Genomic DNA, 13,928 nt, shown 5'->3' with positions numbered 1-13,928 from the left:
AGTTCACCTGATGACAAGGACTCTGGATCGACCATGACGTTGAACTTCGAGGCAGATCAGCCAGTAGTAGGACTGAAGAGACAGCAGGCGCTGATCAGGGCCGTCCTCGGCGCGAGTAGCGCAGACGAGTCGCGTTGGCTGGAGTGGAAGTCGCAGCATGACGTGTCGAAAGCCGAAGGAGCCTTCGCCGTCTCGAAGGCGGTCCTCGGGTTCGCCAACCGCTCGCCTGATGTGGCAGCTCGGTGGGCCGACGGCCATGCCTACCTCTTGGTAGGCGTTGATGAAACGGCGCTCTACGGCGTGACACCACACGACATCGAGAAAGTCGACTCCTGGCTGGGGCGCTATCTCGGCGACTTCGACCGCTACCAGTTCACCTACGTCCCCTTCGACAACGGTGAAGGAACGCAGCAGGTCATGCTGGTCGATGTCTTCCCACCACGTTGGGGCGACCCGATTCACACGCTGCGCAAGGAATTCCAGAATTTCTACCCGGGAACCGTCTTCCACCGGTATGCGGGCAAGACCCAGCCTGCCCGGCCACCCGAGATCGAGGCTCTCACCGACCGCGCCCGACGCGCGGCTCAGCGCATCGACGTCACCGTCGACCCCGCCAACGCGACGATCGCGGTAAACCGCGCGCTTGACGGAGTCCGCCAAGAGGCACGGAATCTGCTCCAAAAGGGCCTGCTGAGGCAGCTGGACGCGCCGCAGCTCAAACCTCCCTTTAGCTCCATGAGCGGCCTGGCCGGGACTCCGGAGCGCCGATCCCCCGAAGAGTTCCGAGACGAGGTGGAGGAGTTTCTGGACGCCTTCGAGGCCACTATGGATCTGTCGCTCGCACGCGAGATCGACCGCATCGGCTCACCCTTGCGCCTGAGACTGGCCAACCCCGGGGAGACATTCATCGAGCAGGTCGAAGTCATTCTCAGGATTCCCGACACGGTGCAGGCCTGCCTTGTAGCTGAGGAGGAGGTGGACTGGCCCACCCCACCTGTGACCTTCGGATCCCGGGGCTTTCACAATCTGACCAGCACCCTGGGTCCCGTCGGGTACTTCAACTACGCCCGGGCGGACTCCCAGTATCCGGAAATGGAGTACGAGGACGGCCACTTGGTCATCCGCTACCCGGCCGTAGACCTGCGGCCGCACGCCACCATGACCTTGGATCCGGTGGCTCTTCACAGCACGAGAGAGACATCGGAGCCTGTCCAGGTCGAGTGGTGTGCCACTGCCACAAACGTGAGTGGGACTGTCCGAAGAAATCTGTCCATCCCCGTACAGCGGATGGACATCAGCTACCGCCTTCCGCACGAGATGTTCTGACCGGGCCCGACTACACGCCGAAGCCCCGCGCCAAGGCGTCACCTCGGGGGCCGGCTTCACGGACTCACCCAGTCCAAGGACCCTGCAGCTACGCGAGCCCTCTTGGGACGGGAGCGGCGGAGCTCCGGGCTGCTCGCCTCGGGCAGCTGCACCCAGCTCAAGTACGTGCGACTTTTCGTATGCAGGGAACGCCTATACCCGTCCGCCCAGTTGCGCTGTAGCATCCCCGGCGGCATGCGCCTGACCTGCTTGGCCACCAACAGCAGACTGCTGCGGACCCGGGGCATACGGCATTCTTCAGCGATGAAGCCCGATCCCGAGCCCAGGTACAGCACTACCCTCAACCTCTGGACGCTGGCAGGAGTGCTGGTCGCTAGCTGGACACTTATCAAGACCCTGACTGAAGGGTGGCGCCGTACCGTCGGCCGCCGGCTCTATGCCACCACCCGCCTCCGCAAGATCGCGCCAGGCGTCAGGCGCGACTATGTCGAGTCCCTTTTCGGTGAACCGACATGGCAGTCAACGATGCACTGCACGCGGATTGCCCCGGCAGAGGAGCCCGAAGAAGCCGACGCCGAGGGGCGGCAGGTAGAACTCACTGTCCGGACCTGGCTTTTGTCGAAGCTCTGCTACCTGGTCACATGGTGCGAGGACGACATCGTGGTCATGTACGGGATCACCACGGCCAGTTCCGGCCCTGGGTGCGGGTCCATGAAACGCGGATCCGGCTGGGAAAGAGCACCTTCGCGGATCTCGCCGACACTGCCGTCATCCATCGAGCCTGGCTCGGCAACCGCCGCTTCGGATACCTCGAGGAGCACTACTTCGGCAACGTCGGCGGTTACCGATCGTGGTACCTCGGAGTCAACGATTTCGGCTACAACGCCGTCCCCGTCGCTGATGCCTGGTTCGACCTCTCAGACCTCTCCCACACCGTGCTCCTGCCCGACCGGCGTGAGGCATACCGGGCCAGGGCTCCGATCAACACGGTCGTCGTCAGCGGCAATGCCCAGTACGAGGAGGTCCAGGACGGCACCTTCTTCGGTATCTCCCTGGGCGTCGATCAGGACCTGGTCCGACTGGCCGATCCCGAGTACCACGTCCTCGACAGCCGGATCGGTCGCGCCCACCGGCAAATCCGGGCGTGGCGCGGGAACTGGAGCTATCACCGCTGGGAGAAGGAGCAACAGGCCCGGCAGGACCAGTGACGGTGCTGCGCGCTGGGTGCGGACAGGCCGTCGCAGCTCGAGCCGCCCGTACCCAGCCAGATCAGTGAGCATCACTCGCGAGCAGGCCCTTGAGTGCTGATCTGCGTCGCCGTGGCCCCTCCACCATCTTCTTGGCAGCGCTCGACCTCGTAGGCGCAGGAGGTCGGCGGTACCCGCTGCTCGGAGCTTCCTCCGTCCTGTCCCTGCAGGAGGAGCACGAGAAGCGTCACGACGACGGCCCCCACGGTGAGGGGAGTTGCCAAATCCTTCCACTTGTAGGCCGCGTAAGCGGTCAGCAGACCGACCAGGAGCAAGACAACGAGGTCTAGGTCGACGTGCCAGGTATCCATCCCTGCGCCTCTCGGCTCTGGCCTGCTCACAGCACTGTCCCGGCGGGGAGCGAGCAGGCTCTGCTCGTAAGCCCCTGGGCGGAAGTGCCAGGAGCCCTGCGCTAAGGCTCGCGACGATCACCGCCAGATCCTGGCCGACAAAATCGGGGGTTTTCTGCAGGGCGACGGAAGGCCATCGGACACCGGGCACTTTGCGATAGTGGACAGGTGGCGTCGGGAGCGTTGACCAACCAAGGCCTCGTCCTGCGAGACCTCTACGGGTGGCCGGGGTGGGTAATCGAGGTCGATATCAGCTGGCGGACCTGGAGCGCCGGGGAGGTTCGGGACATCCCTCCACCGCGCACCAGGCGCAACGCCCGGCGGCCATGCGACGACCCTGGGCTGGTACAGCGGATCAAGAAGGCTGCCGAGGCGTCCTATGAGGCGCCCCGCAGCTCGATCTGGCTTGTCTCACTGGGACTTCCCTCGCCCCACGGGAAGAAGAAGAACGGGGTGCGGCTGCGCGCCGAGACCATCGCAACCCTGTACGGGTACGCGCTGCGCCTTGGGCTCTCTCCCAAGCGCGCTATCTCCGAGGTCTACGGGCTCCCCGTTACAGAAGCCCGCGGTGAACGTGCGCAGTACTCCCGCAAGTTGGAGCGGTGGATCGAACAGGCCCGCAAGACGGTCAACCCGGTCACCGGCCGGCCGTACCTGCGGCCTACGACTCCGAACGGCACGCGCCGCGGTTGTGGCCTATCGGCCGACGGCACCCAATCGAGCCCCGCCGCGCTCAGCCAGCGCTGCCGGAACCGGTCCGGGAGGGACCATACGTCGGGTACACACTGACATTGCGAGTAACACGAACGCCGCCGCCCGCGCGACAGGCCGAGGAGGCTCACGAGCAAAGGTGGCGACTGATCGGGCCGGACCTGGTCATCGAGGGGCAATGGTCGAACGGCGAGGACCCGCCATCCCTTCCACTGCTGCGGGGAGTCAGCCCTGGTGAGACGCCGCTCCGGGTGCAGTCTCTGGCCAAGGAACTGGAAGAGCGCTACCCCGGAGCCAAGGTCCTGGCAACCGTCACCGCGCAGGCGATGGGCAACCCGGCGACGTGAACTGACCTTGGCGAGCGCCTGTCGATGACAACCTCCTAGACCTGGAGCTGGCCTGTGAGGCGGAACACAGTCGTCTTCTCCGTGAACGCTGCCACCGCGCAGCTCAACCGATTTCTCACCGTGATCACAGCCCCGAGCGGCATCACCTCCTACCAGTGCTCACCTCCACCCTCGGCGGAGCGGCGCACGAGGAGACGGCTCTACCCCACTGCCCGCTACCTGCTGGGAGCGGGTACAAGATTTCCACGCCCGCCGGACCACAATCACCCCGGGTGAGCGGACTGAAATCTTTCGTGCGCTACTAAAATCTCCACTGAAATGAATCTTGCGCTACTGAAATCTTCAGAGCCATCCGACAGCGCGACTGCCGCCGCTCCCAGCGTCCATCTGCACAGCGACGATTTTTGGCGCTATATCAAGCAGGGCTGGATCGCGCCTTACCTGCCCGAAGCACACGAGCAGAACCGGGTGGTTCTGCAGGTACTGGTCTCGGCAGCGTTCGGCTACGCCGAGGGCGGATACCAGGTGATCTGCGACGGCATCGTCGGGCTCTGGTTCATCGACCTCTTCCGCGTGACGGCCCGGGAGCGGGCCCTGCCGCTGAGCTACGTCATCCTTCGGCCGGACCAACACACCACACTGGCACGGGCAACGAGCCGGGCCGACGACGCTTTGACCGACGCCGAGCCGATTCGCTCACTGCACGGCCAGTTCAGCAACCTGGGTGCCTATGAGGCCCATGTCCTGGATTCCACCACCCTGACCGCTCAGGCAACCGCCGACAGCATCCTGCAAAACGTCGCGAGGGGCTCCTACCTCCTCAACCCGAGCGACAGCACCTCCGATGCGAACGACTCGATCCACAACTCTTGACAATGGCTCCCGGAGGGCACGTCGAGGCGGCTATGAAACGGCTCATCCTGCTGCTGAGGGACGAGCAGGGTGGCTTCTCGCTCGTTGACGAAACGTGGGCAGCCCCCCACAAAATGCTCATCGCCCAGTCCTCCAGGACCATTCCACAGGCCGCCGCACTTGCCGAAATCCCTGAGTGGGCAAGGACAACGAACTCAAGGGCCGTCGCGACGATGCCGTTCACGCTTCCTGGAGGAACTGGGGCGGCGAGGGCGTCATGCGCTCCCGCTACTTCAGGAAGCACGACGGCGCCAACATCGTCTTGGCCCTCGAGGAGGATGCGAGACTGCTCTTCGCGAACGCCGAGAGGCTCGCCCTTCTTCTCGGGGAGGACTGGCCGCAGGCGAGACTGCCGCGCCGGACCTGAGTAACCTCTCCTGCTGCAGGCCGGCCGGACGCGGGCGTACGGGGACGACACGGGTGGGCAGCCCGTGGTTCCGCCCCTGCCTTCGGGCTGAGGTTGGCACCGTCACTCGCAGACTGCGGTGGTGTGATCACACGTGCAGGCGTTCCCGGCCGGACGATGAATGAGAGGGCAATCCGGCCTTGAATGAAGCCTACTCGGCCCTCGGCGACACGCCTCGCGGCGATGAGGACGCCTCGCCTACCCTGACCCTCGACGTCTCCAGCATGGGGACCTTGCGATGCGCCGCTGGAGTGACAGGGGTGATATGTCGTCACTCCGCAGGAGCACGTGCAGTGACTTCGGTCTTCGGCGCACGTTGGATGGGCCGTGTCGAAGACCGAATGCAGCCCGAATAACGTCAGCTCCGCCGCAGCCGAGGAACCTCGGCCTCTGCCCTTTCTTCTGACAAGTCAACAAGGGGAAGCGGCGCGAACGTTGCTGCGCTACGTGGCCTCACTGGATCTGTCCAGTCCCGACGCCCAGCTTCTCGCCGTGGTGGTCGCCATTCGCGCAGCGCGCGGCGGCGTCGGCAACATCGCCGGGATGGATCTAGCTGCTCTGCGGCTGTCCGACGCACGTGGCGCCGTCTATGCCCTGCGCGGCCTCGGCTGGCAGTTGGACGATGCTCTCTTCGACGGCGACCCTGCTACACCCATCCCCGTTACCGTCCCCGACCTGACGCGGGAAGAAGACCACCCTCTGCCATTCGGCAAGCACGTGCGCTCGCGGGTGTCCGGATGGACCACACGGACCACGTCCGCCAAAGCGGTCAAGAAGCTGCCTCCTGTCACACGCCTTGCCATGCTGTTCCTCGCGGCGCACAGTACGTCCGCACATTTGACGCAAATCCCGCCGTACCTTCCCGAGGCCTGCCGCGGCGCGCTCCCCGAGCTTCTGTCCAAGGGCATCCTCACAGAGCTGACAGAAGAGCATTACCACCTCGATCCCGCCCTACGACACCTGACGTGCACGCGTCATGCCACCCCGCAGGAGCAGGAGCAGGCAACACAGCCACGGAACCACGCTCGGGCCACAGGCTCTCCGACCCGGCAGTTCCAGTTCAGCGCTGAAGCATGGATGCGGTGGAAGAGCGCAGCCACCCCCGCGCTGCGACGGCATGCCGAGGCGGTCGAGAACTGCGCCGTGTGCTCTTTGCAAGAGGAGCGGGTAGCGCAGGCGTTCATGGCCCCCGTCCGTTCCAACTTCGTCACTCAGACGGTCAGGGCGGCCTACGGTGAGTGGAAGAACACGCATGCGGACCGGGGCCCATTGGCGGCCGAGTTCACCGTGGCTTTTCGGGCTGAGCACGGACACGGACCGTCCTACACTCAGCTCTGCTCGGGGCTGGACTGGGATGTGAAGCGATCCCTGCGCGCGTTCATCGTGAGACGCCTGCTGACGAACGGATGGCTGATCGATACTGCACCGGTGCCCTGGACACTGCGCCCGGGGCCGGCGGCTCGGGCCGAGGGAATCAGCCTGCCCAGGGCGCGTGCTTCGGCCACCTCCGCGGGCGCCGGCCGGTAGCTGCCAGCCGGAGAAGACAGCCGGTCCAATAGGCCCAAATTGGTGATGGCCTGGCGCTTCTCGCAGGCTTGGCATGGGAGGTGCCCGGGGATTGCTGCGTAGGCGCCTTCGGCTGAGCGTCCAGAGGTGGTTCCGGAGGGGGGTGTGGGCCAGGCTCCCCTGCGGGTTCGGTTCTCCTTGGATGCGAGCGCGGAGAGCGCTTCGCGCAGGTCACCGGCGGACCAGAGGCGATCGGTGTCCTGGAGGACGCCAGCACCCTCCAGGACGCCCGGCTCGGCGCCCGGCAGAATTCCCCACACGAAGACCTGGCCCACGACGTCCGCGGTCTGCGCAACTCGCGGGGTGGGAGCGCATCGCCCAGATGCTTGTCGACTCGACGTCGGGCGGCGTCTACGCCCCGGATGCTGACGACGTCGTCCGGGCAGCGGCCGCCGACGCCGCGCGGATCGCGGCCCGCGCCGACGAGCTCCAGGCGCTGCGCGAGGTGGGCACGCCGGAGCAGACCGGGCCCCGCGACGGGCACGAAGCCGCGACGAAGTCACCCGCCGTGCGGGCGGGTATGTGCAGGCCAACGTCGACGCCTGGCTCGCCTCCGCCCTCGCCGCGCACCTCGGGCTCTACCGCGACCAGGCCGCCCGCGCGGCCGCAACCGGCCTTCTTACCGCGCCGGTCCTCGCGCACGCCGTGCTGCTCGCCGGACTCGCCAGCCTGCCCCCCGAGGCCGAAGTCGACCAGATGACGTTCGTGGCCCGGCTTGCTACCGCCGAACCCAACGCCAAAGGTACCCACGCCGAGTTCCTCGCCCGCGTCCAGTCGTAGCGCAGCATTTGCGCGGTCGTTCCGGCCCGCCCGCGATCATCGATGTCCGCTGGCCTTGAGCTTGGAGCGTTTGACGTCATACAGCGAGAACGGCTAGCCACTTTGCCCTGCCCGAGGCTGCGGCCAGTGTTGCGCGGGAGCCACCCGTCCGAGACAGATCCACATAGTGAAGGCGAACCAGAACTTCCCCAGAGCAGCTGAGCGATCCACCGATCCGAAAAAGTGTGTCTTGATGGTCGAGTCCATGTCCATGTGTCGCATTGCTCCCAGCAGTCGGAAGCGGCAGCGGCGTGTCCCCGCAGCCAGGCGTTTCAGACGGAAGCAGAGCTTGGCGGGTTGGGTCACGGCTGCTCTGGGGCCACGACACGACTTCGCTACCGAGCTCTGGCCGCGGATGATCAGTCCATTTTGGAGGCATGTACTTGAAAGCGGGCAGATAACTGCGAGTGGACCATCTGGACACAGACAGGGGGGTCTTGTGGCGGGCGAGGCGATCGCGGAGTTAGCTGCAGCCGGGGGAATGGCCATCGTGCAAGCGGCTGGGACAGACGCGTGGACGGAGGTCCGTAGGGCTGTGGCACGGTTGTTGGGCCGTGGCGAGCCGAATCGGGAGGCGGTGGAGTTAGAGCGGTTGGACCAGACGCAGAGCACTCTGGTCGGAGGCGAGGCGGAGTCGGATCTGCAGAGTCAACGGGCGCGGTGGGAAGGGATATGGCAGACCCGTCTGGAGATGCTGCTCAGCAGCGTTCCTCCGGAGCAACTGGAACTACACGTGCATCAGGTACGTGAGCTGATCGCTCTCGTCGGGACTTCAGCGCCGCCGCAAGCGCAGAGTGTCTCGGCGGGCCGTGACGTAACCATTCGTTCTGATCATGGTTCCGTGGCCGGGGGAGTGGTGCGCTTGGAAGGGGGTCTGCGTATCGAGCACCCTTTCCCGGGACCCCAGCCGGAAGGGAGCCCGTGAGGCCCGTCGTCCCGGAGGGGGCGCCTGCGGCGGGGGTGGTTGCACAATCCGGATCCTGGGCTGCTGGGCAGGTGCAGATCCGGCAGGTTGTCCTGGGCATGGAACAGCAGGCCCAAGACGCGCCGGTCACGCTCGCACCTCCGGTAGGGGACCGTGACCCCGCCTATCCGTTGCGAGGACGCGAGGCTTTGCTGGCAGAGCTGCTGCAGGTGTGCCGGTCGGGCGGTGGCGGACTGCTGCATGTGCTCCACGGTCTGGGCGGCTGCGGCAAGACCGCCTTGGCCTTGGAGTTGGTTCACCGTCTGCGCAGCGGGCGCACAGGGGTGCCCCGCCGGATGGTGTGGTGGGTGGATGCTCGGCACGCGGTGGTGCTGGGCACGGGCTTGAGAGCTGTGGCGCGGCAGGCCGGAGTCGGACGTGAAGAGGCGTCGGCCGGATGGGCCGTGGACGTGTTGTGGGAGCGCTTGGCCGACATGCGCGATGACTGGTTGCTCGTGATCGACAATGTTGACGACCCGCACGTCTTGGACGGTCCTGGGCGCCTGGTATCGGGAACGGGGTGGTTGAGGCCTCACGCCGCCCCGTCCGGGGTGGTCCTCATCACGACACGCGACGGAAACGCCCGCACGTGGGGGCCTTCGGCGAAACTGCACGCGCTGACCCCGCTTTCGGATGCCGCTGCCTCGCAGATCCTGATTGATCACGCGGGCCCAGAGGCGGGCACGCTTGAGGCAGCTCAAGCGCTGGCCACTCGTCTGGGAAGGCTGCCGTTGGCGCTGCGTATGGCCGGTTCCTATCTAGCTGAGGTGAACGGGATGCCCAGAGCCTTTCGTGACCCTGACACTCCCATCAATTTCAGTGATTATCAGGCAGCGTTGGATGGGCCTGCTGGCACTGGCCTGCACCCGGCCCGAGCGATCGAGAAGACGTGGCGCATGTCGGTCGAGTACCTGCACGGACACGGCTTCCGTCACGCCGGGCCCCTGCTGGACATCCTTGCGACGTTCGCGGATGCCCCCATCCCGTACACCCTGCTCCTGCGGCCGGACGCTCTTGCAGACAGTCACCCGGAATTCGCAGACCTGGACGGACCTGCGCTGTGGGCCACACTGAGTGAGCTGTCCGCACTTGGTCTCATCGACCTGCACAACCCTCAGGACGCTCCGCCCACGGTGTCCCTGCACCCGCTGATCCGTGACGCAAGCAGATCCCGGACGCAGGTATCACAGGCCGCGCATCTGCTGAACTGGGTTCTGCAACTGGAAGAACTGCGCCAGCCCGAGGAACCGGGAGCCTGGTCGGCCTGGCACGCTCTCTTCCCTCATGCGCTCACTCTGCTCGATCATGCCCGGCAACCGGAGCTGGAACTGCCCTGCCGTGGTCATCTGGCGGAAGCTGCCGAGGCCGCGGGCCGCTATCTGCGCGCCCGGGGGCAGGTCCATGAGGCGGCCCACCAGTTCGAACGCATTCTGGCTGTCAGGCTGGAGTTTTGGGGGCCACAGCACGCCGGCACCCTCTCAACGCAGCAGCACTTGGCCCGGGCACTGCACGACCTCGGGCAGATGGAGCAAGCACGCCACCTCTACGAGATGGTCTGGCGTACCAACCGCGACCTGCAGGGAGATGAACATCTCCATACCCTCATCGCACGCCATGAATTGGGCAGACTGCTCCACGACAGCGGGGACCTGCGCAGCGCTCACGCGCATCTGTCGGCAGTGCTGCAGGCGCACCGTGATGCGCGGGGAGATGAGCACCGATACACGTTGACCGCCCGGCATGAACTGGCCCGTGTCCTGCACGACGAGGGTGACTTCCACGCAGCGCGTGACGAGTACGAGCTGGTCCTGTCCGCACGGCACCGGTTGCTCGGCGAGCACCACCCCCGGACGCTGACGGCACGTCACAACCGGGCGTGTGTCCTCGCAGACCTCGGGATGCTGGCTGAGGCGCACCACGAACTCCTTGCAGTCACGGCTGCCCGCCAGCGAGTTCTCGGCGAAGAGCACCACGCCACTCTCAGCACGCAGTACCGGCTTGCGCGAGTACTTCATGCTCGTGGGAAAGCCGCCCAGGCCGAAGCCCTGCTGCGCGGCGTGGAGGCATCCGCCTCCCGAACCTTGGGTGCTGCCCACCCTCAAACGCGCAAGGCAAAGGAAGCGCTCCAGGCCCTGGGTCGGTCCTCCGACCCCCTCTGATGCCTCGCCGCCGTCAGCGGCGAGCACGTCGAGATGGCGGTTAAAGCCCGGTCAGGGCCCTGGTGAGGCTTTGGATGCTGCTGACTGTGCCTGTCACCCCCGCTTGCCGCAGCAGGCGGAGCTGACGGGGAGAGGAGGCAACCCCTATGAACTCCACCCCTGCGGCGCGGGCCGCCAGAAAGTCTGCCACCGACTCTCCGAGGAGGACAGTCCGTGTGCGGTTGGCCTGCAGCGTGGCAGTGGCCAACGACACCAGGTGCGGATGCGGTTTCATCCTGCGGGGATCCACCGGGCGGCCAAAGACGCCCAGACGATGGGGCGTGATGGAAAAGTTGAGGTCGGCAAGAAATGTCTCCACTGCGTCGGCCGCATGGTCGGTGACGACTGCCGCGGCCCAATCGCGCTCGGAAACGATGCGCAGGAACTGGGTGACACCGGGCAGCGGCTCGGCTTGACGTGCCGCCTCCACCTCCAGTGAGGTGAGCAGATGGTCCAGTCGCCGCAGTGTGGAGGACGTCCCGTGGCGAACTGAAGCGCGCAGCATGCCTACCGGATCGGTCGTGGACTGGCTGTCGAGGGGAAGATGAAGACTGTTGGCCGCATGGGTGAGTTCATGAGTGACTGAACTCCGATTCGTGGTGAAGAGCCGGCACAACAGCCCGTCAAAGCTCAGCAGGACCGTGTCGATCTCGGCGAAACGCCGCTGAAGTTCTACCAGTGGCAGGTGTCCATTTGAGGTGACGCTTCGAAGCTGCAGGTGGGAACGAGTACGCGGGTAGAGCGCGTCGTACCAGGCCCCGAACTGGAGCTGGTGCTTTACGCCTTCCTCGGAAATTGCGTACTGAACGACGTCCTCAGTGGACCCCGCGCGGAAGGTGTCGACCAGATTCCCGGGTATGGTTGCGAGGGTCTTGGCGGAGGTGGTGAGTTGAGCAGCGCTCAGGGGCACTCCGAGAGTTTCTGCAACTGAGTTCAGGTGGGATAATGCGCGCCAGTGCTCAGCGGTCAATGTGCAGCGGAAGAAGGAATCCATTCGCTGTGGAAGCGTCGAGACGACCTGCTGGACGCGCTCTGTATGAGCCTGTATTCCGATAATTGCTTCGCTTTGTTCATTGGCGTTTGAAGAGAAGTCGGCCGTTGCCTGGAGAGATGCCCGGCGACGCAGTAAAGCGCGTAGAGTGTCGATCTCCTGTCCGGCGATTACGGCGATAGTGGTGGCCGGTCGGTTCCAGAGAGCGGCGAGATCCTTCACTTCGCCATCCTCCGTCGACGGAATTCCCACGTGGCCACGGCGCGTGTAGCAGTGGATAAGTGACTGAAGTACCGGCGCTGCTGCAGCAAGCCGTTCCTTCACTTTGGGCGACTGGTTGATGGCATGCTCGACCTCCGGGGCAGACACGCCGAGTCTGTCAGCCAACTCGGCAAGGAGCCCGTAGCCTTGCAGGGGAAACAGGCCTTCGCGTTCGACGCGACCGTACGAGCGCACAGACAGCCCAACGGCCTTGCTCAGGTCCTGGAGGCGGTAGCCGTTGAGACGGCGCAGATCCGCCAAGGTCCACTGCTCTTTGGTCTTCGGATCAGCCAAGTCGAGGGGAGCGACGCCGAGTGCCTCGGCGAGAGTTCTGATCCGCGGAGCCTCGGGTCGGCGTCTGCCGGACTCATAGAGGAGGATCTCCTCCTTGGACGCTCCGATGCGAGCCGCCAGGGCGGCAAGGCTCAAGTGGACCGCCGACCGTGCCGTTCGCAAGCGTTCACCGTCGAACCCTGTCGCGAGCCCTCGGGCCATCGACACTCCCTCCCAATGCTCCGATACTCATACTAGAGATGCGAGGAGCCCCCCGTAGGCGGGAACTTAGCTTTCCATACGGGGCATTGACCTGGTGGTATGTCATTTAAGGGTGCAGGGCGATGCTGTAGTGGCAGCGCGTTGGATCCAGTGTGGAGACCGCTTGGCGAGGACCCGATGCCGTCGTTCGACTGTAACGGGCCCCGCATCCAAGTCATTTGCGGTGAGCGAGGATGCGGGGCCGAGGATGATGACGGTTGTGTCTGGCGCTCCTCCCCGGTGAGGGAAGGGAACCTGTGGGCCGATTGCCGTCGGCTTACGGGAACCGGGGGTGTACCCCCAGCGCGAGGCACTGGTTGCCGTCTTCTGGATCCCCTGGACCCAGTGTTGCGGGCACCATCGGGTCTTCTTCCTCCCTTCTCGGCCGGTTGAGCGCGCTCGCGATCAGCCACTCAGCGTGTGCGCTGCGGGAGCGCTCAGCCGGCCGGGAAGGCGGTCATAACACTACCTGTCGAAAGCCACTGCGCTCTCAGCCCCATCCGAACGGAAAATGTGCCTCAACTTCCCCTTGGGAACCGGATTTTGCGGCCCTGCTCAAGTGCACGGGCCCCTGCGCCCGGGTGGTGAAGCAGGCCTTGCCGCGCGCTGGGGGGTCTGTGATATCGGCCACTTCCGCTGGGCTTAATCCGGATACTGGGCAGGTACTTTCGTTGCTCGGAAGCGTAAAACGAGCAGTGGTAGTCGAATCTTGAACCGGGTTGTGACTCGCGGAAATGGCATGGCCCGGGCAAGGGCCGATCTTGCGTGGTCACGGATCCGTCTTGTACTCCTCCTGAGCGGTTCCCATCGCGTATGAGGGCGGCGCCACTTGGTGTCGAGCTGGCTTACGTGCACGGAGCATCCCCGGTCGAACACGGCATAGGGGCGGCTGAGTGTCCCTTGAGGGGTGTTGTATGCGGATGCCCTCTGCGCAGATCACCTTTCCCGGCGGCTTTCCTCTTGCTCCGGTCCTGACGTTGCTGTGCTGCCGCTGCCTGTTCCCGCCTCGTCACTGATCGATCTGAAAAGTGAAGAAGGCGATCAGATTCGATCCGGTAGGCAAGTCATGGGATCGAAAACTACTTCCATTTGGCTGCCAGCACTTCACCGGGTTGCGATGGGACGGAGGAATTGGCGAGGCCGCGGTCCAGCCGTGACGGCACTCGTTGCGCCGGCTGGCGTTCGAAGAGCAGACGAGAAGATAAGCGTCGCCCGCTGCTCGCCGAACACCGATCCGCAGCGTCATGCCACCGAGTACCGGCACCCGCGGGCCATGCAGATGCAGGGCCAGCGACC

9 protein-coding genes and 1 pseudogene are annotated in these 13,928 nt (G+C 65.2%); 8 read left to right on the top strand and 2 right to left on the bottom strand.

The features are described from left to right. Positions 1-33: 33 nt before the first annotated feature. On the top strand, positions 34-1,326 hold the full coding sequence (locus ACIQJT_RS35045) for a hypothetical protein (protein WP_402649789.1): 1,293 nt from the start codon (positions 34-36) through the stop codon (positions 1,324-1,326). A gap of 234 nt (positions 1,327-1,560) precedes the next feature. After that, positions 1,561-2,534: pseudogene (locus ACIQJT_RS35040) on the top strand (ETEC_3214 domain-containing protein). Between the two features lie 71 nt (positions 2,535-2,605). Here the strand turns inward: ACIQJT_RS35040 and ACIQJT_RS35035 are convergent. Beyond that, complete coding sequence (locus ACIQJT_RS35035) at positions 2,606-2,884, bottom strand: hypothetical protein (protein WP_402649788.1); 279 nt, start codon at positions 2,882-2,884, stop codon at positions 2,606-2,608. Between the two features lie 830 nt (positions 2,885-3,714). Here ACIQJT_RS35035 and ACIQJT_RS35030 point away from each other — a divergent pair. The 6 genes from ACIQJT_RS35030 to ACIQJT_RS35005 all read left to right on the top strand — a co-directional run bounded on the left by ACIQJT_RS35030 (position 3,715) and on the right by ACIQJT_RS35005 (position 10,807). Next, on the top strand, positions 3,715-3,981 hold the full coding sequence (locus ACIQJT_RS35030; RefSeq protein WP_402649787.1) for a hypothetical protein: 267 nt from the start codon (positions 3,715-3,717) through the stop codon (positions 3,979-3,981). A gap of 318 nt (positions 3,982-4,299) precedes the next feature. Continuing rightward, positions 4,300-4,854 (top strand): ATP-binding protein, encoded by a 555-nt coding sequence (locus ACIQJT_RS35025; protein WP_402649786.1) that lies wholly within the window; start codon positions 4,300-4,302, stop codon positions 4,852-4,854. A gap of 175 nt (positions 4,855-5,029) precedes the next feature. After that, positions 5,030-5,260, top strand: a complete 231-nt coding sequence (locus tag ACIQJT_RS35020; protein ID WP_402649785.1) for a hypothetical protein — start codon at positions 5,030-5,032, stop codon at positions 5,258-5,260. Positions 5,261-5,626: 366 nt separating this feature from the next. Next, positions 5,627-6,826 carry a hypothetical protein gene (locus tag ACIQJT_RS35015; protein ID WP_402649784.1) on the top strand — a complete coding sequence of 400 codons (1,200 nt, stop codon included), beginning with the start codon at positions 5,627-5,629 and terminating at the stop codon, positions 6,824-6,826. Between the two features lie 561 nt (positions 6,827-7,387). Next, entirely contained in the window at positions 7,388-7,645 is a 258-nt protein-coding gene (locus ACIQJT_RS35010) for a hypothetical protein (protein WP_402649783.1), read from the top strand. A gap of 1,062 nt (positions 7,646-8,707) precedes the next feature. After that, positions 8,708-10,807 (top strand): tetratricopeptide repeat protein, encoded by a 2,100-nt coding sequence (locus tag ACIQJT_RS35005; protein ID WP_402649782.1) that lies wholly within the window; start codon positions 8,708-8,710, stop codon positions 10,805-10,807. 40 nt (positions 10,808-10,847) lie between these two features. Here the strand turns inward: ACIQJT_RS35005 and ACIQJT_RS35000 are convergent, their stop codons facing one another. Next, positions 10,848-12,593 (bottom strand): helix-turn-helix domain-containing protein, encoded by a 1,746-nt coding sequence (locus ACIQJT_RS35000; RefSeq protein WP_402649781.1) that lies wholly within the window; start codon positions 12,591-12,593, stop codon positions 10,848-10,850. Positions 12,594-13,928 lie beyond the last annotated feature (1,335 nt).

This window comes from Streptomyces sp. NPDC091972 (assembly GCF_044756385.1).
Classification (GTDB): domain Bacteria; phylum Actinomycetota; class Actinomycetes; order Streptomycetales; family Streptomycetaceae; genus Streptomyces.
Note: the sequence above shows the minus strand (reverse complement) of the source record. Positions and strands in the feature narration are given on the sequence as shown.